The sequence below is a fragment of the Brucella anthropi ATCC 49188 genome, from assembly GCF_000017405.1.
In the GTDB taxonomy this organism is placed as follows: Bacteria; Pseudomonadota; Alphaproteobacteria; order Rhizobiales; family Rhizobiaceae; genus Brucella; species Brucella anthropi.
In genome coordinates, this window is record NC_009667.1 from 1,009,408 (window position 1) to 1,027,315 (window position 17,908).

The window sequence follows — 17,908 nt, forward strand, 5'->3', positions numbered from 1 at the left end:
GTTCGAGTATGATCTTGTCCGAAAACCGGTTCCCACTTTCGGGATCACGCTCTAGTCCTCGGTTTTGAGTGGTCGGTTGAGCAGAGCCGTCACGGCTTTGTCAATGGTGATGGTACCGTCAAGCAGTGCACCCGTCGCATCGATGATAGGTGCGGAGATAGCATGTTTGCGGCATAGCTCGGCGGCAATCGGTGCGGTCGCCACGCCTTCGGCAAGCGGGCGATTGGTCAGATCCTCGCCGCGTCCGAGTGCCAGCCCGTAGGAGTAATTGCGTGACTGCGACGAAGAGCACGTCAGCATCAGATCGCCAAGGCCGGAAAGCCCCATGATGGTTTCGGGTCTGGCACCCATGGCCTGACCGATACGGCGGAGTTCCGCAAACCCGCGCGTGACGAGAGCGGCCTGCGCGCTTGCGCCGAACCCGCGCCCGACGGCAGCACCGGCAGCAATAGCGAGGACATTTTTCAAAGCACCGCCGATTTCGACCCCTTTGAGATCGGTTGTCGAATAGCATCGGAAGGCTGGACCGGACAAAAGTGCTGCGAGCCGATCGGCAATTGCTGCTTCCTCGCAGGCAACCGTCACGGCGGTCGGAAGCCCTTTGGCGACGTCTGTTGCAAAACTCGGACCGGATAGCGCTGCGATCCGATGGTTCGGCAGAACTTCGGCTACGATTTCCGACATCAGCCGTCCAGTGCTGCGTTCGATCCCTTTCGCGCAGAGCACGACGGGTGCGGTTTGCGGAATAAGACTGCTCAACTGCGAAAGCCCGGCGCGCATGGCCTGCGCGGGAATGACGGCTAGAACGGCATCCGCATGTTCGGCGACAGCAGCCACGTCCGTGCTTGCATTTATAGCGCCGGGAAGTTCGATCTCGCCCAGATAGCGCGGATTGCGGTGTGTCCGGTTGATGGCTTCGACCATCGCCTCGTCGCGGGCATATAGCCATGTATCATGGCCGCTGCTGCATGCCATAGCCGCAAGGGCCGTGCCCCAGGCGCCGCCACCCAGAATAGCAATCTTGCTAGTCTTTTCGCTCATGCCTTGGCTCCACGTCGTCCGGTTCCGATCAGCGGAGCCGACTTCTCGTCAAGCGGCCAGCGCGAGCGTGGTGCAAGATCGAGCGAATCAGGAGCTTCCGTTGCGGCCCGTTCGGCACCGGCCCAGGCAATCATTGCAGCATTGTCGGTGCATAGATCGAGCGGCGGAGCGATGAAGCTGAAACCGTGCCGGGCGCAAAGAGTTTCGAGCGCGGCGCGCAAGGTCTTGTTGGCCGCGACCCCGCCCGCAACGACAAGCGCCGGTGTTTCGCAATCGGGAAATTCGTTTCTGAAACGTTCAAGTGACCGGCCCACCCGGTCGGACAGCGTGTCGGCGACTGCAGCCTGGAAAGAGGCGCAAATATCGGCCACGTCCTGATCCGACAATGGAACCAGTTCTGTTGCCGTCTGGCGCACCGCTGTCTTGAGACCGGAAAAGGAAAAATCGAGCCGTGCTTCGCCCTTCAGCGGTCGCGGCAGGGCGAATCGCTTCGGATTGCCCTGAAGCGCCATACGTTCGACTGCTGGACCGCCCGGATAAGGCAGACCCAAAAGCTTTGCCGTTTTGTCGAAGGCTTCGCCCAGCGCGTCGTCAATAGTGGTGCCGAGGCGTTCGTAGTCGCCAATACCGCGTATCAGCACCATCTGCGTATGACCGCCGGAAACGAGCAGCAGCAGATAAGGAAACGGCAGGCCGTCGGTCAGACGTGCCGTCAATGCATGGCCTTCCAGGTGGTTGACGGCATAAAACGGCTTCTGTGCCGCCATGGCCAGTGCCTTGGCGGTCATCAGCCCGACGATCAGTCCGCCGATCAGCCCCGGTCCTGCCGTGGCGGCCACCGCATCGACGTCGGCAAGCTTCATGTCGGCATCTTCGAGCGCGCGCGCAACCAGCCGGTCTAGCGCTTCGACATGGGCGCGTGCGGCAATTTCCGGCACCACACCGCCATAGGGTTCGTGCTCGGCGATCTGGCTCAAAACCACATTGGACAGAATCCGTCCTTCACCTTGACCGTCACGTTCGACGATTGCGGCGGCTGTTTCGTCGCAACTTGTTTCTATTCCAAGAATGCGCATTTGCGGTTAGACCCTGCCTGTCTCATAATTCATTGAAAAATCCGGTACCATGGACAGCGCAATATGCAAACAGCATCCTTAAAGAATGGCACGTTGAAGATAGGCACGCGGGGCAGCAAGCTTGCTCTCGCCCAGGCTTACGAGACGCGTCGTCGCCTTATGGAGGCACATGGTCTGCCGGAAGAAGCTATTGAAATCATTCCCATGTCGACGGCAGGTGACCGCATTCAGGATCGCGCGCTTTCCGAGATCGGCGGCAAGGGGCTTTTTACCGAAGAGATCGAGCAGGCGCTGACGGATGGTCGAATCGATCTCGCAGTCCATTCGACCAAGGATATGCCGACGGTTCTGCCCGATGGTCTGCATCTTTCTGTTTTCCTTGAGCGCGAAGATCCGCGCGATGCCTTTATCGGTCGTACGGCTTCCCGCCTCCTTGATTTGCCGCAGGGTGCAACTGTTGGATCGTCATCATTGCGCCGTCAGGCCCTGATCCGCCGTCTTCGTCCCGACATTCAAGTGGTGATTTTCCGCGGCAATGTCGATACTCGCCTTCGCAAACTGGAAGCCGGAGAAGTCGACGGGACGTTTCTCGCCTGTGCGGGATTGCGACGTTTGGGGCTAGGCGATGTCATTACCGACCTGGCCGATCCGGAAAGCTTCCCGCCTGCGCCGGGACAAGGTGCCATCGGCATCGAGACCCGTATCGGCGATACGCGTATCGACACGCTGCTGGCGCCCCTTGCGCATCGCGAGACTGGTATTGCACTTGCCTGCGAACGGGCATTTCTGGCTGCCCTGGACGGTTCCTGCCGCACGCCGATTGCCGGTCTTGCAACCGTGAACGGCGATACGGTTTCCTTCCACGGCATGATTTTGAAGCCGGACGGGTCTGAAGCGCACGAGATAAAGACGGAAGGTCCGGCATCGAATGCTGCCGCCATCGGCACGGAAGCCGCGGAGCATCTGCGCGCGAAGGCTGGTCCCCAATTCTTCGAGGGCTGGGAGTAGATTTGGCGGGGCCAGCACAAATCGCATCTCTTGGTCGCGTTCTGGTGACGCGGCCACAGCCGGCTGGCTCCGAAACCGCCGCCAAACTGGCGTCGAGGGGCTATGAGCCGGTTCTCCTTCCACTGAGCCGAACCGTTGCGCTTTCCTTTGCTCTGCCCGATGGCCCGTTTGCGGCTTTGACAGTGACGAGCGCCAATGCCTTTCACCATATCGACACGGAGCGGCTGAAGCCGTTTCTTGGCCTGCCGCTCTTTGCTGTGGGACAGGGAACAGCGCAGGCAGCGCAGAAGGCCGGGTTCGGTCATGTGATCGACGGGGGCGGTGATGCGGTTCGTCTTGCAGCGACGATGCGGCGCGATCTTCCCGAACAATCCCGTGTTCTTTATCTCGCCGGACGGGTGCGCCAACCGGTGTTCGAGGACGAGATACAGGCCGCCAAACTCGATATGCATGTTGCCGATGTCTATGACACGGAGACAATTCCTTATTCTGCGTCAGCACTTCGGAATGTGCTTGACGGCGCGCCTTTTGTCGCGGTCATGCTCTATTCCGGCGTTGCCGCGACGAGCTTCGTCGAAGCGATGCATGAAATCGCGCCGCCTTTTGACGAGAAAACGCGGTTTTTATGCATTTCTGCCCGTGTGGCCGACCGGTTGCCGTCGCTCTGGCGGGCAAATGCGCTTGTCGCAGACCACCCGGATGAAGGCGGACTTTTCCGGCTGTTTGCCAAACTTTGACTCATTTCGGCGCAACCTTCCTTCATCTGGCGATTTTATCTGTTAGAGTTTGAGGCAACCAATCGGCATTTACGAGAGGATCCATGGCGAAACCCGGCACTCCGCGACATTCCAAATCGGCCCGTAATCCTGTGACAATCAATCTTGATCCATCGGATGTGAAGCGGGTTGACGAACCGGCGAAGGCGACGCCAGATGCGGAGCCGGTGGGAAATTTCTCAAAATCTGAAAACCCAAAACCGGAAACCCCGAAGCCTGCATCACCCAAACCCGAAGCGACGGCTGCCGAAAAGACCGTGAAGACGGAAACGCCGGAAAGTTCGACTTATACCAAACCTCCTTTTACCTCGGGCGTGAAACCAGAAACCCAGCAGACTGCGCAAAAGAGCGGTGCGGGCGCGTCGCATCTTCTGGCCGGTATTGCTGGTGGTGTAATCGGGCTTGGCGGTTTGCTGGCTCTGCAATGGGGCAATGTTATCCCCTCTCCGGGCGCGAGAGTGACAGCGGAACAGCTTGCGCATATGGAACAGCAGATCGCCGACTTGCGGACCAATCCGACACCGGCGCCGCTTGACGATACAAGCCGCGCGCAGCTTGCGGCTCTGGAAAAGAATGTTCAGGCAGCCGAGATCAAGGCAGAGGCGGTGGCAGGTTCCTTCGCCGATCTTCAGCAGCAATTTGCCGCCTTGCCGAAAGAGGCTGAGCAGGACGCGGCAGTCGATACCACTGCTCTGACCGAGCGGCTGGACGCGCTGGAAAGCAAGCTTTCAGCGACACAGAACCGGGCGGACGAGGCGACAGCCGGAGTTTCGGGAAACAGCGGCACGATTTCATCGCTCGAATCGAAGCTGACCTCCTTGCAGGAGAAGGTCACCCAGGCTTCACGCCAGCCCGATGCGACGGCGCTTATAGCGGCCAATGCGCTGAAGACGGCGATTGATCGTGGTGGTTCTTTCAAAGCGGAACTGGACACTTACGCTTCGGTTACACCGAACGAGGCATCCATCGAACAGCTGCGCGCCCACGCTGACAAGGGCGTTCCGACCGTTGCCGACCTGAATGCGTGGTTCGGTGCTGTTGCGAACCGGATCGTCGCGACGGAAAACAAGCTGCCTGCCGATGCCGGAATTTGGGATCAGCTTGTCGCCAGCGCCAGAGGACTGGTAAGCGTGCGCCCGGTTGCGGGCAATGTCACCGGCACTGGTGTCGGACCGATCACGGCCCGAATGGAGGCCGCCTTGCAGGCGGGTGATCTGGAGCGTGCTCTCAGCGAATGGGAACAGTTGCCTGCTGATGCCAAGGCTACCTCGCAGGAATTCGCTGATCAGATTCGGGCGCGGCGTGACGCTGATGCACTGGTGCAGCGCCTCGTTGCCGACAGCTTGAAACCCAAATCGACTATGGGCGAAACCGGCGAGGCTCCGGCCTCTTCCGGTCAGTAGGAGGCGGGCCGATGCTGCGTGTCCTGTTCTATTTCGTCGTCGTTGCCGCGCTTGGTTTCGGCTTTGCCTGGCTTGCGGACCGTCCGGGTGAACTTGATGTCACTTTTGCGGGCAATCATTACAATGTGCCGCTGATAACCGCTGTTGCGGGGATCGTTGCCATCGTCGCGGCCATGCTGATCCTGTGGTGGCTGGTCAAGAGCATCATCCAGTCACCTTACACGCTGCGCAGGCATTTTCGTGCGCGCAAGCGTGATCGCGGTTATCAGTCGCTTTCAACCGGATTGATTGCAGCCGGGGCCGGCGATGCGGAAGCAGCGCGCCGCATGACCAAGCAGGCCGGCAAATTGCTGAGTTCCGATCAGGAGCCGCTGATAAAGCTTCTCGAAGCGCAGACCGCTATGCTGGAAGGGCGCACGGAAGATGCCCGCAAAGGCTTCGAAGCGATGGTGGATGATCCCGAGACACGGTTGCTCGGTTTGCGCGGGCTTTACATCGAAGCCCAGCGCGTTGGCGCTCTCGATGCCGCACGCCATTATGCCGCCGAAGCCGCGAGCCAAGCGCCGCAGCTTGAATGGGCCTCGTCAGCCATGATGGGCCAGCTTTGTGCCGAGGGCGACTGGGATGCGGCGCTGAAGCTTGTCGATGCACGCAAACAGGCACTCGCCCATAGCAAGGATGTGGTGAAGAAAGAACGCGCTGCGCTTTTGACCGCCAAGGCGATGGCAGTCGCTGATGTTGATCATGCGCAGGCAAAGGCGCTGGCACTGGAGGCAAACAAGCTGACACCCGATCTGGTGCCTGCTGCCGTGGTTGCCGCGCGTGCGCTTTTTTCCGATGGCGATATGCGAAAAGGTTCGAAAATTCTGGAAGCGGCATGGAAACGGTTTCCGCATCCAGACATTGCTTCGACGTATGTCTACGCCCGGTCAGGTGATACGGCTCAGGACCGTTTGAAGCGCGCAAGGCATCTCGTCTCGTTGCGTTCCAACAATGCCGAGGGCAGTCTTGCTCTGGCACGCGCTGCCTATGAGGCGGGTGATTATCGCCTTGCCCGCGACAATGCCGAACAGGTTCTGCGCGCTTCGCCACGCGAAAGCGCCTATCTGTTGCTTGCCGATATTGAAGAAGCTGAAACGGGTGATCAGGGCAAGGTTCGTGAATGGCTGGCGCGGGCCGTCAAGGCGCCGCGTGATCCCGCGTGGACTGCCGACGGTTATGTTTCAGAACAATGGTCGCCTGTATCGCCGGTTACGGGACGCCTCAACAGCTTCGAGTGGAAGGTTCCCGTCGTGGAACTTGCTCCAGCCATTGAAGCGGAAAAACCTGAAATCAAAGGCCCGGTGGAAGCAAAGCCGGGCAATCCGCTGGTTCTTGCAGAGCCGAAAGACAAGGCTGGCGTAGTGGATGCATCAGCCGTCGTGGAGAGAAAGTCGCCTGTTCGCGATGTTGAGGAGGCTGAAGTCATCGTGCCTGCCGCCGAGCCGGTCAAGGTATCGCCAGCCCCTTCGGTAAAAAAGGTCGAGGAGGTGAAGCCGCCTGTTCCAAATGTGGTCGCGACTGATGACGATATGGAGGACGAGCCGCGTCGTGCGCATCTGGTGGTGGACGATCCGGGTGTCGACGAAAACAAGCCTTCGCAAAAAGCCCAGAGCGGATTGAGGCTTTTCTGATCAGGCTTCCGGGAAATCGTTGCCGAAAAACAACGCAGCCCATCTCTTGGACGGTAAACGGTCGCGCAAGACTGTTTACCGTCTTGCGTGGCGCATTCAGCTCGTTACCTTCGATGTTGCTAACAAAGATGCCGGAATCGCCGTAACGGCTGGCAAGTCGCAAACATGGCAGCGAGGGTGAATGTTCGATCGTCTTCTGGATTTTTTAAAAGAGCTTCCCGCCAACGGTTTTCGTGACCGGAGCGAAAAATTTTCCAATGATGATCCACGACTGGCCGCCGCCGCTTTGCTTTATCACATCATGGATGCCGACGGCGAAACGCGGGAAAGCGAGCGTAAGAAGCTTTCTTCGATGCTGTCGCAGAAATATGGCCTTAAAGGCGACAGTCTGAAACAACTCATACAGGCGGCGGAAAAGGCCGATCAGGAAGCTATTGACCTTTCGGATTTCACTTCGGTTCTGAAGCGGCAGCTTGATTATCAGGCTCGCCTCGACCTGATCGGACTGATGTGGGAAATGGTCTACGCCGACGGCAAGGTGAGCGAAGTCGAGGCCGACGTAATGTGGCGCGTGGCGGAACTCGTTGGCATCCGGCAGGACGACCGGAATGCCATTCAGGATCGCATGGACAAGGCGAATCGTAGCACGTCCGCCTCCTGATCACCTCTGATTTGAGAGATCAAGTCCGTCCCTGCAGGTGACGGGCCTTGCGCAATTGCGGGAACATTGCCGCCCAGGCAACAGCAACGGCGATCGATCCCAATCCACCGATGACGACAGCGGGAACAGCGCCGATGGCCGCAGCCATCAGGCCGGCGCGAAACTCGCCCAGTTCATTCGATGCACCGACAAAGACCATGTTGACGGCATTGACACGACCGCGCACGTGATCGGGCGTCCAGAGCTGCATAAGCGTTTCACGGATATAGACGCTGATCATGTCAGCGGCACCTGCAAGTGCCAGAGCAATGACCGACAGCCATGTCAGGGTCGAGACACCGAAGATAATATTGAATAGACCGAACAGGCCGACGAAGATGAACATCACGCGACCTGCATGGTCGCGGATCGGGTGTCCGGCAAGCCAGACGGCGGTCAGAACAGCGCCGATACCGGGAGCGGATCGCAGCAGGCCGAGGCCCCAAGGACCGAGATCGAGGATGTCGCGCGCATAAATCGGCAGCAGCGCCACCGTTCCGCCAAGGAGAACGGCAAAGAGGTCGAGCGAGATGGCGCCAAGGACGATCTTTTCCTTCCAGATGTAGCGGAAGCCAGCGAGCATGCTTGTCAGCGAGCGCTGCTCGGCAAGCGTGTGCTGTTTGGGCTTTGGAATGGAAAAGATCAGCACGGAGCCAATCAGCAAGAACAGTGTGGCGACGGAATAGGCTGCAACCGGCGAAACGCCATAGAGCAGACCACCTGCGACAGGTCCCACGATTGTTGCCACCTGCCATGCAGATGAATTCCACGAAACGGCGTTGGCGAAATCCTCGGTCGGCACGAGATTGACGACCAGCGATGCTGAGGAGGGTCCGAGAAATGCGCGCGCAACGCCGAAAAGTGTGAGTGAGGCAAAGACCGTCAGGGGCTCGAACAGACCGGCGAGCGTCAGACCGAGCAGCAGTGCTGTCACCACGCTTTCCAGGATAAGTGACAAGCCCATGATGAAGCGTCTGCCGAAGCGGTCGGCAGCAGCACCGGTTACGAGAACCAGCAACAGGGCCGGTAGAAATTGCACCAGTCCGACCATGCCCAGATTGAAGGCGTCGCGGGTGAGGTCATAAATCTGCCAGCCCACTGACACACTCACGATTTGCACCGCAAATGCGCTCAGGAAACGGGCGCCCCAGTATTTTTTGAAGGCAGAGTGCCGGAAAGCTGCGTAACGATCCGCAGAAGAAGCATCGGTAGAGGGGGACATTGCTCATAACATCTGGAGCATTTCCAGCAAAAGTGCGAAGCAGCTTTGCGTCGGATAATGCGTTACAACAAGAAGATAGATGTTACTTACAGCATCCTTCCCATGATCGGAACCATTTTTTGTGCGGCTCTGTTCGAGACGATTGCAAAAGAGTCCTGAAAGCAAGAAAGGCCGGAATGAACCGGCCTTTCATTGTTGTCGTTCTGGATCAATCCTTGCCGAGCAGGCCTTTCCAGATGATCGCGCCGATCGCTGCGCCGACGAGCGGCGCAACCCAGAACAGCCAGAGCTGGCTGAGTGCTGCTGTATCGGCGAAGAGAGCAACGCCGGTCGAGCGGGCCGGATTTACCGACGTATTGGTGACCGGGATCGAAATCAGATGGATCAGGGTGAGACCGAGACCGATGGCAATCGGAGCAAAACCAGCTGGAGCCAGCGACGAGGTGGAGCCCAGAATGATGATAAGGAAGAAGGCCGTCAGGATAACCTCGATGAGCAGGCCCGCCATCATGCTGTAGCCGCCCGGTGAAAGTTCACCATAGCCGTTGGAAGCGAGGCCGCCGGCGGAGAAGCCTTCCTTGCCCGAGGCGATAAGGAAGAGAACTGCTGCAGCCGCAATGGCTCCCAGAACCTGCGCAACCCAGTAAGGGATCAGGTCCTTGGCTGGAAGACGACCAGCCACCATGAGGCCCAAGGAGACAGCCGGGTTGAAATGGCCGCCGGAAATGCCGCCCACAGCATAAGCCATGGTCAGGACAGTCAAACCGAAGGCGAGAGCAACGCCGAGAAAGCCGATGCCCAGTTCAGGGAAGGCTGCGGCGAGGATTGCGCTGCCGCAGCCCCCGAAAACAAGCCAGAATGTTCCGAAAAATTCAGCCGACAATTTGTTCAGCATGGAAATCCCCAGGGTTGGTGTAGTGAAAAATGCCATATGCGAATCATTTAGCAAGAAGCATATAATCGTCTTTTTCTTCGGACAATCATGTTTAACTTGATTGGAGGCTTTTGTTCTCTGTGGATTTTTCCCGTCATTTCAGTAAACGAAAAAGCTATTCTTCGTATATTCGTGTTTGCTTTTATATCTCTTCTAAATTGGGTTTCGATGGATAGTAAGAGTTGGTCGGCTGGGCTTTTTTAAAAGCTGTCGATCCCGCTCAGCTATATTGCGGAGAAGGGCGGCGGCACGTTATAAGCGCAGATGTCGAACGGGCGACGCTGGCCAATGCAAGATCGATTGGCAGGGATTTCGCGGGGCAGATTGGAGTTGTCAGCCTTGAACACTCATCGTGGGACGAAAACACAAAGGCTTGTTCTAAATGCCGTTAGGGTCGTTCCGATTGTTGCGGCGCTATCCGGCTGCACGGCAACTGCGTGGACGGAAAAGGTGAAGATCGACAGCACGCCAATGCCAACCGAATGCACGGGCTGGCAGAAGATCGATCTCAAACAGCGCACGACGCTGGTTCTTTTACGCGAAGACCCGCGCCTTGTGGTCGATATCGATGCGCATAATCTCAAAGGGCGCAATCTCGGTTGCTGGCAGTAGCCGGAGGCGCCAGGCTAGTTTTTTGGATCGGCCTTGCTAGGCCGGGGTGGCCAATCGCACATCGACTTTCTCGATGGTGCCGCGCAGCGCCGGAAGCATCGTTTCGAAGTCGATATATGCACCCGGTTTCAGCATTGCTTCACCAGGAGCCAGACGGCGTTCGCGTTTGCTGCCGTCGCTATAGGTGATCATGACGATCAGCGGCGGCGTGGCGCGTTCTTCGGATGTGGTGTTCCGGATGCGGCCGCCGACACTCAGAATCTTGCCCTTGTCATGCATTCCGACGCTGGTTTTGAGATCAGTAAGCTGAAGTGCCGAAATGAGCGGCAAGGTTGGCTGCCCGCCGGAAAGAGGTTTGCCAGCAAGCAGTGTATATCCGCCCGCTATCCAGAAAGCGGTTGTCGCGCAAAGAGCGACGAAAACCCAATATCCGAATCCCGGCCATCCGCTGGGAAGACTTGTTTCGGACATCAGCTTGCGTGGGGCGAGCGGCTTCTGCGGAATGCCGTACGAGAGGAATTTCCGGGGTGATGACCCCGGAAAGATGGTTTCGAATTCGGCGTCTTCAATCAGTCCAGCATCGGAAGCAAACCATGTCGCGCGATGGTTTTCACGCGAAGGCGCGCGCGACATCTGCGCTGTCGATGGTTGTTTCGCCATCATGCCGTCATCTTCCTTTGCGTTTTTCGCCCCTTCGACCGGTGCCACACACTGGCTCATAATGGTTAATGCTTCATGGCCGCAGCCTCGGTCACGCATTTTTTTAAGGCTCGTTCGAGCGGAATTAACGCAACATTAACCATAGAGGATAAAGGTCGATCTGATATCGATGTCATCCGTGCGTCGTTCAACGTGCGGACAATTGAAGAGAAACAGCCCGGTGATACGTTTCGAGAATGTCGGCCTGCGATATGGAATGGGTCCTGAGATCCTGCGCGATGTCAGTTTCCATATTCCGCCGCGTTCATTCCAGTTTTTGACCGGCCCTTCCGGGGCAGGAAAAACGTCGCTCATGCGCCTTCTTTTCATGGCCCTGAAGCCGACGCGCGGTCTTATCAATATTTTCGGCAAGGATGTTGCGCGGCTCAATCATGCGGAAATTCCGCTTCTGCGCCGTCGTATTGGCATCGTGTTCCAGGATTTCCGCCTGCTCGACCATATGACCACCTATGAGAATGTGGCGCTTCCACTGCGCGTGCGCGGAAAGGAAGAGGCAACCTATCGTCATGAGGTGGAGGAACTTCTGCATTGGGTCGGGCTCGGCGACCGCATGAATGTGCTGCCGCCGGTTCTTTCAGGCGGTGAGAAGCAGCGCGCAGCGATTGCGCGCGCGCTCATTGATCAGCCGGAACTTCTTCTGGCCGACGAACCGACCGGCAATGTCGATCCGCCGCTTGCGAAGCGTCTGCTGCGCCTTTTCACCGAGCTGAACCGTTCGGGCACGGCTGTGATTATCGCGACCCACGACCTTTCCCTGATGGAGCAGGTGGATGCGCGACGCATGATCCTCGAACATGGGCGGCTGGACATCTATGATTGATGCAAAGAACGCCTGGCGACGTACGTTGGATGACATCCGGGTCCGTTTCGAAGACCTCAAGGACATGCTGCTCGTTCGTATAGGCAAACGCCGGAAGCGTCAGGGACCGAGTCCCATCGTGCCTGATGGCAGCGTAACGGGAACCGCACTTGTCATCGTGATCGCGATCATGACCTTTCTTGCCTGCCTGACGATGGGCGGCGTGACGCTCGTTCGCGCCTCGGCCGCTGCCTGGCAGAGCCAGATAGCTCGCGAAGCCACGATCCAGATCCGGCCTGTCGACGGGCAGGATATGGAAAAGGCGCTGGCTCAGGCCAGCGAAATCGCGCGTGGTTTTGCCGGTGTGAAAGGCACCAGCATCATCGACAAGGATGCGACCGCCCGGTTGCTCGAACCATGGCTCGGTAGTGGCCTTAACATCGATGAATTGCCTGTGCCGCGTCTTGTCGTCGTTACGATCGATGAAAATGCGCCACCTGATTTCGAAACCATGCGGACTGAAATCACCCGCGCCATTCCGGCTGCGACCTTCGATGATCACCGCACCTGGGTCGACCGTCTCGTCTCCATGGCGCATACGACGGTGTTCGTCGGCACAGGCGTTCTCTCGCTTGTGATCGCTGCGACCGTTCTAACCGTTATCTTTGCCACGCGCGGTGCGATGTCCGGCAATGGCCATATTATCGAGGTTCTGCATTTCATCGGCGCGGAATCGAAATTCGTGGCGCGCGAGTTTGAATGGCACTTCTTCCGCACAGCACTGAAAGGCGCACTGTGCGGTGGCGCGGCGGCAATGCTAGTCTTCCTGATGTTTTCCTGGTGGGCGTCGAGCCATATGGCTACACCTGAAGGCGATCAGGCTGCCGCCATGTTCGGCAATTTCGCCATCGGGCGCGATGGCTATATCGGCGCTGCCGTCATCATTATTCTGGTCAGTTTCCTGACCATGCTGACCAGCCGCCTGACGGTGATCCGCCAGCTTGCAACCATGGACGGTCCGGGAGTGCGCTCCGAATGAAGACCTTTTCCGATATAGGCGCTTTCCGGACAAGATTTTCGTCCGCTTCTCCGACTTCTCGCCGCAATGCTGGCTATGATGGAAGAAGAGATGGTATGCGAATCCCGCAAGCGCTATCGGGCGGGCACCGGTCGAGTGACGATGCAGTGGCACAGAGGCAGACAGCAAACGGGTTTTCTTCAGGAGATGTGGTCTGGCGCCGCAGCCGGAATGGCGCTCACCTGCAATCTCTTGCACTTGCCTCCGGCAATTTCCTATGGTCTGTCATGATGCGCATGTTCAGACGTCTCCAGCCCGTTTCCATCGTTCTGTTTGTTATTCTTCTGGCGTTTCTCGTCGGCTTCGTCGCGTTCGGTGAAAAGGTCACTAGCATGCAGCCGCCGGCTATCGACGAGCCCGCTGATGCCATCATCGTTCTCACCGGTGGCCAGTCCAGAATTCAGGCTGCGGTCGATCTTCTGAAGGACAAGCGAGGAAAGCGGCTTCTGATCAGTGGTGTTCATCCGGCGACCAATGAAAAGGCACTGCAGCGTGCGACCCATGCCGACCAGAGTCTCTTCGATTGCTGTGTCGATCTCGACCGGTCGGCGCTCAACACCATTGGCAACGCGACCGAAAGCGAACGCTGGATTCGTACCAACAACTATCGTCGCGTGATCCTGGTCACCAACAACTACCATATTCCGCGCAGCACGCTGGAAATGTCCTATCGCATGAAGGATGTGGAATTCATTCCCTATCCGGTCGTGAACGGGGACCGCCGCGAACATAGCTGGGTTTCCGAAGGCGACACATTGCGCGTGCTCTTCATCGAATATGTGAAATATCTTGGCGCCGCTGTCCGTGTGGGTACGACCGAACTGTTCGGAACGCAGACCAATCAGAGTGTAACGACCGAGAATTGATCTTGCTGCCGGATTACGATTTCCTGATGGAAATGGCCGTTCTTCCTGATATATCGATGCCGTCACTTTCTGCAGAAAGTCCAGAATTCGTGCGTGATCGTTTACCGGAAGTCGGGAACGAAAATGCTTTAGCCAGGGTCTCCACCGACTGATGCTTCTCTATCTGCGCTCAATCTTGTTCAATGCGGCGTTTTATATCTGCACACTGGTTCAGATGATCGTCTATACGCCTTTCTATTTTCTTCTGCCCCGCAAGAAGGCCTGGATCGTGCCGAAGCTGTGGGCACGGGTCAATCTCTGGCTCCAGAAGCATATTGTCGGCACCGACTATGTGGTTGAAGGATTGGAGAACATTCCTGAGGGCGCTTATATCTGTGCGCCAAAGCACCAGTCTGCCTGGGATACCTATGCTTTCCTGCCCTATCTTGACGATCCCGTGCTGATCCTGAAGCGGGAATTGATGCGCATTCCGCTTTTCGGCTGGTATATCGCGAAAATGCAGATGATCCCGGTCGATCGCGGTTCTCGCGTCAAGGCACTGCATTCCATCACCAAGGGCGCAGAAAAGGCGATCGCGGAAGGCCGCCAGATTCTGATCTATCCAGAAGGAACGCGTCGGGCGCCTGGTGCTCCACCGCACTATAAATATGGCATCGTCCATCTTTACGAAGCGCTCAATCTGCCGGTTTTGCCGATTGCGCACAATGCAGGCCTCTACTGGCCGCGCCGCAAATTTCTGCGTTATCCGGGAACCATTCGCGCCCGTATTCTGCCGCCAATTCCGGCAGGTCTTCCGAAGGATGAATTTCTCAAAAGATTGATTGAAACGACCGAGACGGCCTGCGACGAATTTCTGGTCGCCGCCAGCCGCGATCCCAATCCGCCACCCATGCCACCGACCGCCGTTCAAAGACTGAACGAGCTCGGCGCCTAACCCTCACAGCATGTTAACGGCCTGATCACGCTCAATTGCGTTGCGAGAACGACAATTCGCCGCGTTTTCTAGAACTTTCGTTTTTCTTGCGCGCAACCTTGAAACCCGTTATCAGAGCCCGACACGAAAGGACACATCATGAATATTGATGCCATCTCCATCGGCTCCAATCCTCCTGAAGACGTCAACGTCATCATTGAAGTGCCTGTCGGCGGCCAGCCGATCAAGTACGAGATGGACAAGAAGGCCGGCGCCCTCATCGTCGACCGCTTCCTCTATACGCCAATGACCTATCCGGGCAATTACGGCTTCGTGCCACATACGCTTTCGGAAGACGGTGACCCGATTGACGTTCTCGTCTGCAACACCCGTCCGCTGGTTCCCGGCTGCGTGATCAATGTTCGCCCGATCGGCGTTCTGGTCATGGAAGACAATTCCGGCAAGGACGAGAAGATTATTGCAGTGCCGTCGCCGCACCTGACGCGCCGCTACGAGAAGATTCACGACTATACCGATATGCCGGAGATCACTCTGAAGCAGATTGCGCATTTCTTCGAACACTACAAGGATCTGGAACCCGGCAAGTGGGTCAAGATCGGTGACTGGGGTGACGAAGATTACGCACGCAAATTCATCGTCGAAGCTATCGAACGCGCCAAGGGCAAGTAAGCGACAGCTTCCCGATCCGTTTAGAGCGCCGATCTGATTGGATCAGATCGGCGCTCTTACTTTTTCTATTTTAAGCATAATCTTATCGATCCTCGTTTCACTCCGGTCGGCTTATGCTCTAAAACAAAAGCGCCCGGCAATGTCCGGGCGCTTTTGTTTTTAGGCTTGCGAGTGATGCGCTTACAGGAAAAGCGGCAGCAGCGTCGTCCACATGAACTGGCGGATGAAGAAGATGATCAGCAGCAGGACGATCGGTGAAATATCGATGCCGCCGAGATTGGGTAAGATATTGCGGATCGGCCGCAGAACGGGTTCCGTCACCTTGTAGAGAAACTCACCGATCGAAGCCACGAAACGGTTGCCGGAATTGACGACATTGAACGCATAGAGCCACGAGAAGATGGCACTCGCTATAATGATATAGGTGTAGATATCGAGCGCCAAATCAATGGTGCGGAACAATGCGATCATGGAGGCCTCCTTGGCAATTGGCCGAGATGTAGCGGTTGCATCGGGCGAGAACAAGGGCCGAGCGATTGAACGCCGGTATTTTTGAGGCGCGCGGTGTGTGTTTCTAACCGCTGGAACCGCCCGTTTGATGTTGGATAGTGTGGTGAATGAGATCGTTGACATGTTCCAACCAATGATCGCGTACCCGCATGTTGCGCAGATGCTGGAGCGTATTGGCGACATAATCCACATTGGCACCGGAATCGCCGCGAGCAGATGCGACGATCGCTGCGGCACTCTCAGGTGAAAGCGATCCGGCATATTGAATGTGGTGCCGGTCCGCGACATAGGTGACCGCATCGACATTGCGACCGTCAGCGAGGCGCAGGCGCAGATGCTTTTCGTGATAAACTTGGTTCGACATTTCACGTTCGCGCAGATAGGTCATCACTTCGCCAGTCATGTCACCAGGCACGCGAAAAGCGATGCCGAGACATGAGCCACCGGTGTCCAGGCCCAGGACCAGACCCGGTCGGTCCGGCGTTCCGCGATGGACATGCGAATAGATGCACAGGCTGCGCCTGTAGCCGTAAAGGCGCGCCCGGACGGTCTCCACATGTGCAAAGCCCGGTCGCCACATCAGCGAGCCATAGCCGAAAACCCAGAAATCGTTCATTCGCCTGTCATTGAGAGCTGTGGTCATGAAGGGTGTCCATAATGGATCAGTGGACGCCGATTTCCACCGGTAATCAACGGATATCCCTCGATTTTTCTTCTCAATCGCTTCACAAGGCACATTCCTGCCATAATATGGCCAACAGTCGGGAGGAGCAAAACATATCGGGGTTTGGAATGTTCAGTCTGACCCCGGAGCGAGGCTCTTCGAAACAACCGTCTGATTAATGTAAGGCTTTTGAAATGGCGCATACTGGAATGAACGCATCGAAGTCCAGAAAGCGTCCCATCGCGCTCATTGTCATTCTGCTTGTCTTGATCGCTGGCTATACAGCGGGCTGGTTCTATATCGCAAACAGGCTAGAGGCACGAGCCAAGGCCGACATGGCCAAGCTCGCCTCTCAGGGCGTCGGCGTGAAATGCGAAGACTTGCGCATGGGCGGCTATCCGTTGCGCGTCAATGTCGTCTGCGACAGCATTTCCTGGCAGCGTCCTTCTGAAGGCATGGCGTTCCGCGCAGGGCGCTTCACCTCGGGTTCCCCGGTCTATGCGCCACGTTCCCTCTCGAACGATCTGACAGGACCCGCCTTCATCGAATTTCCGGGGCTGGAACCGCTGGAAGTCAACTGGAGCAAGTTTACCTCCAACACCCGGCTGGCACGTCCGTTCCCGACCGAGATTGAGCTCGCTGCGCGTGAAGTAGCTGTCGGTCTTCGCACCGAAGCCACCACGACAGTGCCACTCAGCACGCTTGAGCAGATGGATTTCCGCATGAGCGCCTCGGATGACACATTGAAGGTCAATGGTCGCTTTGCCGGTCTGAAACTTGCCAAGGCAGCGATTGGTACAGCCACCAGCCCTGAAATCGACGGTGTGGCGGATATCGATGTGTCCGATGCCGCGACGTTGCTCGCAAGGGGTGACGCTCCCTTTCATGAACGGTTGCGCGGGCATTCCGGTACCGTCAATCAGGCTTTCCTGTCCATGCCCAATGGAGCGATGGTTTCGGTAGCCGGACCGTTTTCGGTCGATGCTGACGGGCTGATCAATGCCGATGTGAAGCTGACACTGGTTAACCCGCAATCGCTGGCGCAGGCTGGTCAGACAGTGTTTCCCGAGCAGGGTGGCAATATCGCTACCGTTCTGTTTGCTCTCTCGGCCATGCCGAAAGATGAAAACGGCAATCCCGTGATGGAGATTGCCGTTCGCAAGGGTAAGGTCAGCGCTGGATTTATTCCGCTCGGGCGGTTGCCTGCGCTGTAACGCAATATG

At 57.3% G+C, this 17,908-nt stretch carries 19 protein-coding genes; 12 read left to right on the forward strand and 7 right to left on the reverse strand.

Features of this window, described 5'->3' with window-relative positions:
* Positions 1 to 51: 51 nt before the first annotated feature.
* Together OANT_RS05025 and tsaD are read right to left on the reverse strand one after the other, a co-directional pair.
* A complete protein-coding gene (locus tag OANT_RS05025; protein WP_012091157.1) occupies positions 52 to 1,041 on the reverse strand; it encodes an NAD(P)H-dependent glycerol-3-phosphate dehydrogenase in 990 nt (329 codons plus the stop codon).
* On the reverse strand, positions 1,038 to 2,117 hold the full coding sequence (tsaD, locus tag OANT_RS05030) for a tRNA (adenosine(37)-N6)-threonylcarbamoyltransferase complex transferase subunit TsaD (protein ID WP_012091158.1): 1,080 nt from the start codon (positions 2,115 to 2,117) through the stop codon (positions 1,038 to 1,040). The genes OANT_RS05025 and tsaD overlap by 4 nt, the downstream gene beginning before the upstream one ends.
* Before the next feature lie 63 nt (positions 2,118 to 2,180).
* On the opposite strand from tsaD, the gene hemC reads away from it, so the two are divergent.
* From hemC to OANT_RS05055, 5 genes are all read left to right on the forward strand, one after another.
* Complete coding sequence (gene hemC, locus OANT_RS05035) at positions 2,181 to 3,125, forward strand: hydroxymethylbilane synthase (RefSeq protein ID WP_012091159.1); 945 nt, start codon at positions 2,181 to 2,183, stop codon at positions 3,123 to 3,125.
* Positions 3,126 to 3,127: 2 nt separating this feature from the next.
* A complete protein-coding gene (locus OANT_RS05040; RefSeq protein WP_012091160.1) occupies positions 3,128 to 3,862 on the forward strand; it encodes a uroporphyrinogen-III synthase in 735 nt (244 codons plus the stop codon).
* A gap of 83 nt (positions 3,863 to 3,945) precedes the next feature.
* Complete coding sequence (locus OANT_RS05045) at positions 3,946 to 5,304, forward strand: COG4223 family protein (protein WP_012091161.1); 1,359 nt, start codon at positions 3,946 to 3,948, stop codon at positions 5,302 to 5,304.
* An 11-nt stretch (positions 5,305 to 5,315) separates the two neighbouring features.
* On the forward strand, positions 5,316 to 6,977 hold the full coding sequence (locus tag OANT_RS05050; protein WP_012091162.1) for a heme biosynthesis protein HemY: 1,662 nt from the start codon (positions 5,316 to 5,318) through the stop codon (positions 6,975 to 6,977).
* Between the two features lie 181 nt (positions 6,978 to 7,158).
* The gene (locus OANT_RS05055) at positions 7,159 to 7,638 is read left to right on the forward strand and encodes a tellurite resistance TerB family protein (protein ID WP_012091163.1); all 480 of its coding nucleotides are present in this window, start codon (positions 7,159 to 7,161) and stop codon (positions 7,636 to 7,638) included.
* 19 nt (positions 7,639 to 7,657) lie between these two features.
* Here OANT_RS05055 and OANT_RS05060 read toward each other — a convergent pair whose 3' ends face one another.
* Both OANT_RS05060 and aqpZ read right to left on the reverse strand, forming a co-directional pair.
* A complete protein-coding gene (locus tag OANT_RS05060; RefSeq protein ID WP_012091164.1) occupies positions 7,658 to 8,899 on the reverse strand; it encodes an MFS transporter in 1,242 nt (413 codons plus the stop codon).
* A gap of 208 nt (positions 8,900 to 9,107) precedes the next feature.
* A complete protein-coding gene (gene aqpZ / locus OANT_RS05065; RefSeq protein ID WP_010657546.1) occupies positions 9,108 to 9,794 on the reverse strand; it encodes an aquaporin Z in 687 nt (228 codons plus the stop codon).
* A gap of 378 nt (positions 9,795 to 10,172) precedes the next feature.
* Here aqpZ and OANT_RS05070 point away from each other — a divergent pair, with 378 nt between their 5' ends.
* A complete protein-coding gene (locus OANT_RS05070; RefSeq protein ID WP_029929715.1) occupies positions 10,173 to 10,445 on the forward strand; it encodes a hypothetical protein in 273 nt (90 codons plus the stop codon).
* A gap of 36 nt (positions 10,446 to 10,481) precedes the next feature.
* On the opposite strand, the gene OANT_RS05075 is transcribed toward OANT_RS05070, so the two are convergent.
* On the reverse strand, positions 10,482 to 11,108 hold the full coding sequence (locus OANT_RS05075) for a hypothetical protein (protein ID WP_012091166.1): 627 nt from the start codon (positions 11,106 to 11,108) through the stop codon (positions 10,482 to 10,484).
* A gap of 253 nt (positions 11,109 to 11,361) precedes the next feature.
* Between OANT_RS05075 and ftsE the strand changes: the two genes are divergently transcribed.
* The 5 genes from ftsE (at position 11,362) to ppa (ending at position 15,511) form a co-directional block, all read left to right on the forward strand.
* A complete protein-coding gene (gene ftsE / locus OANT_RS05080; RefSeq protein ID WP_029375806.1) occupies positions 11,362 to 11,985 on the forward strand; it encodes a cell division ATP-binding protein FtsE in 624 nt (207 codons plus the stop codon).
* On the forward strand, positions 11,978 to 13,003 hold the full coding sequence (locus OANT_RS05085; RefSeq protein WP_040130045.1) for a cell division protein FtsX: 1,026 nt from the start codon (positions 11,978 to 11,980) through the stop codon (positions 13,001 to 13,003). Before ftsE ends, OANT_RS05085 begins: the two co-directional genes overlap by 8 nt.
* Before the next feature lie 146 nt (positions 13,004 to 13,149).
* Positions 13,150 to 13,908, forward strand: a complete 759-nt coding sequence (locus OANT_RS05090) for a YdcF family protein (protein ID WP_373366453.1) — start codon at positions 13,150 to 13,152, stop codon at positions 13,906 to 13,908.
* A 151-nt stretch (positions 13,909 to 14,059) separates the two neighbouring features.
* Positions 14,060 to 14,842: a lysophospholipid acyltransferase family protein gene (locus OANT_RS05095; RefSeq protein ID WP_010657540.1), complete on the forward strand. Its 783-nt coding sequence runs from the start codon at positions 14,060 to 14,062 to the stop codon at positions 14,840 to 14,842.
* A gap of 138 nt (positions 14,843 to 14,980) precedes the next feature.
* Positions 14,981 to 15,511, forward strand: a complete 531-nt coding sequence (gene ppa, locus OANT_RS05100; protein WP_010657539.1) for an inorganic diphosphatase — start codon at positions 14,981 to 14,983, stop codon at positions 15,509 to 15,511.
* Positions 15,512 to 15,691: 180 nt separating this feature from the next.
* On the opposite strand, the gene OANT_RS05105 is transcribed toward ppa, so the two are convergent.
* Together OANT_RS05105 and OANT_RS05110 are read right to left on the reverse strand one after the other, a co-directional pair.
* The gene (locus OANT_RS05105; RefSeq protein ID WP_010657538.1) at positions 15,692 to 15,982 is read right to left on the reverse strand and encodes a YggT family protein; all 291 of its coding nucleotides are present in this window, start codon (positions 15,980 to 15,982) and stop codon (positions 15,692 to 15,694) included.
* A gap of 103 nt (positions 15,983 to 16,085) precedes the next feature.
* Complete coding sequence (locus OANT_RS05110) at positions 16,086 to 16,664, reverse strand: gamma-glutamylcyclotransferase (RefSeq protein ID WP_012091171.1); 579 nt, start codon at positions 16,662 to 16,664, stop codon at positions 16,086 to 16,088.
* Between the two features lie 215 nt (positions 16,665 to 16,879).
* Between OANT_RS05110 and OANT_RS05115 the strand changes: the two genes are divergently transcribed.
* Entirely contained in the window at positions 16,880 to 17,899 is a 1,020-nt protein-coding gene (locus OANT_RS05115; protein WP_012091172.1) for a DUF2125 domain-containing protein, read from the forward strand.
* The last annotated feature ends 9 nt before the right edge of the window (positions 17,900 to 17,908 follow it).

Coding starts and splice junctions, on each gene's coding strand:
- ftsE (WP_029375806.1), top strand. CDS start 11,362: ATGGGTCCTGAGATCCTGCGCGATGTCAGTTTCCATATTCCGCCGCGT.
- OANT_RS05045 (WP_012091161.1), top strand. CDS start 3,946: ATGGCGAAACCCGGCACTCCGCGACATTCCAAATCGGCCCGTAATCCT.
- OANT_RS05085 (WP_040130045.1), top strand. CDS start 11,978: ATGATTGATGCAAAGAACGCCTGGCGACGTACGTTGGATGACATCCGG.
- OANT_RS05115 (WP_012091172.1), top strand. CDS start 16,880: ATGGCGCATACTGGAATGAACGCATCGAAGTCCAGAAAGCGTCCCATC.
- OANT_RS05060 (WP_012091164.1), bottom strand. CDS start 8,899: ATGTCCCCCTCTACCGATGCTTCTTCTGCGGATCGTTACGCAGCTTTC.
- aqpZ (WP_010657546.1), bottom strand. CDS start 9,794: ATGCTGAACAAATTGTCGGCTGAATTTTTCGGAACATTCTGGCTTGTT.
- OANT_RS05050 (WP_012091162.1), top strand. CDS start 5,316: ATGCTGCGTGTCCTGTTCTATTTCGTCGTCGTTGCCGCGCTTGGTTTC.
- OANT_RS05075 (WP_012091166.1), bottom strand. CDS start 11,108: ATGATGGCGAAACAACCATCGACAGCGCAGATGTCGCGCGCGCCTTCG.
- OANT_RS05055 (WP_012091163.1), top strand. CDS start 7,159: ATGTTCGATCGTCTTCTGGATTTTTTAAAAGAGCTTCCCGCCAACGGT.
- OANT_RS05025 (WP_012091157.1), bottom strand. CDS start 1,041: ATGAGCGAAAAGACTAGCAAGATTGCTATTCTGGGTGGCGGCGCCTGG.
- hemC (WP_012091159.1), top strand. CDS start 2,181: ATGCAAACAGCATCCTTAAAGAATGGCACGTTGAAGATAGGCACGCGG.
- OANT_RS05095 (WP_010657540.1), top strand. CDS start 14,060: ATGCTTCTCTATCTGCGCTCAATCTTGTTCAATGCGGCGTTTTATATC.
- OANT_RS05105 (WP_010657538.1), bottom strand. CDS start 15,982: ATGATCGCATTGTTCCGCACCATTGATTTGGCGCTCGATATCTACACC.
- ppa (WP_010657539.1), top strand. CDS start 14,981: ATGAATATTGATGCCATCTCCATCGGCTCCAATCCTCCTGAAGACGTC.
- OANT_RS05110 (WP_012091171.1), bottom strand. CDS start 16,664: ATGACCACAGCTCTCAATGACAGGCGAATGAACGATTTCTGGGTTTTC.
- tsaD (WP_012091158.1), bottom strand. CDS start 2,117: ATGCGCATTCTTGGAATAGAAACAAGTTGCGACGAAACAGCCGCCGCA.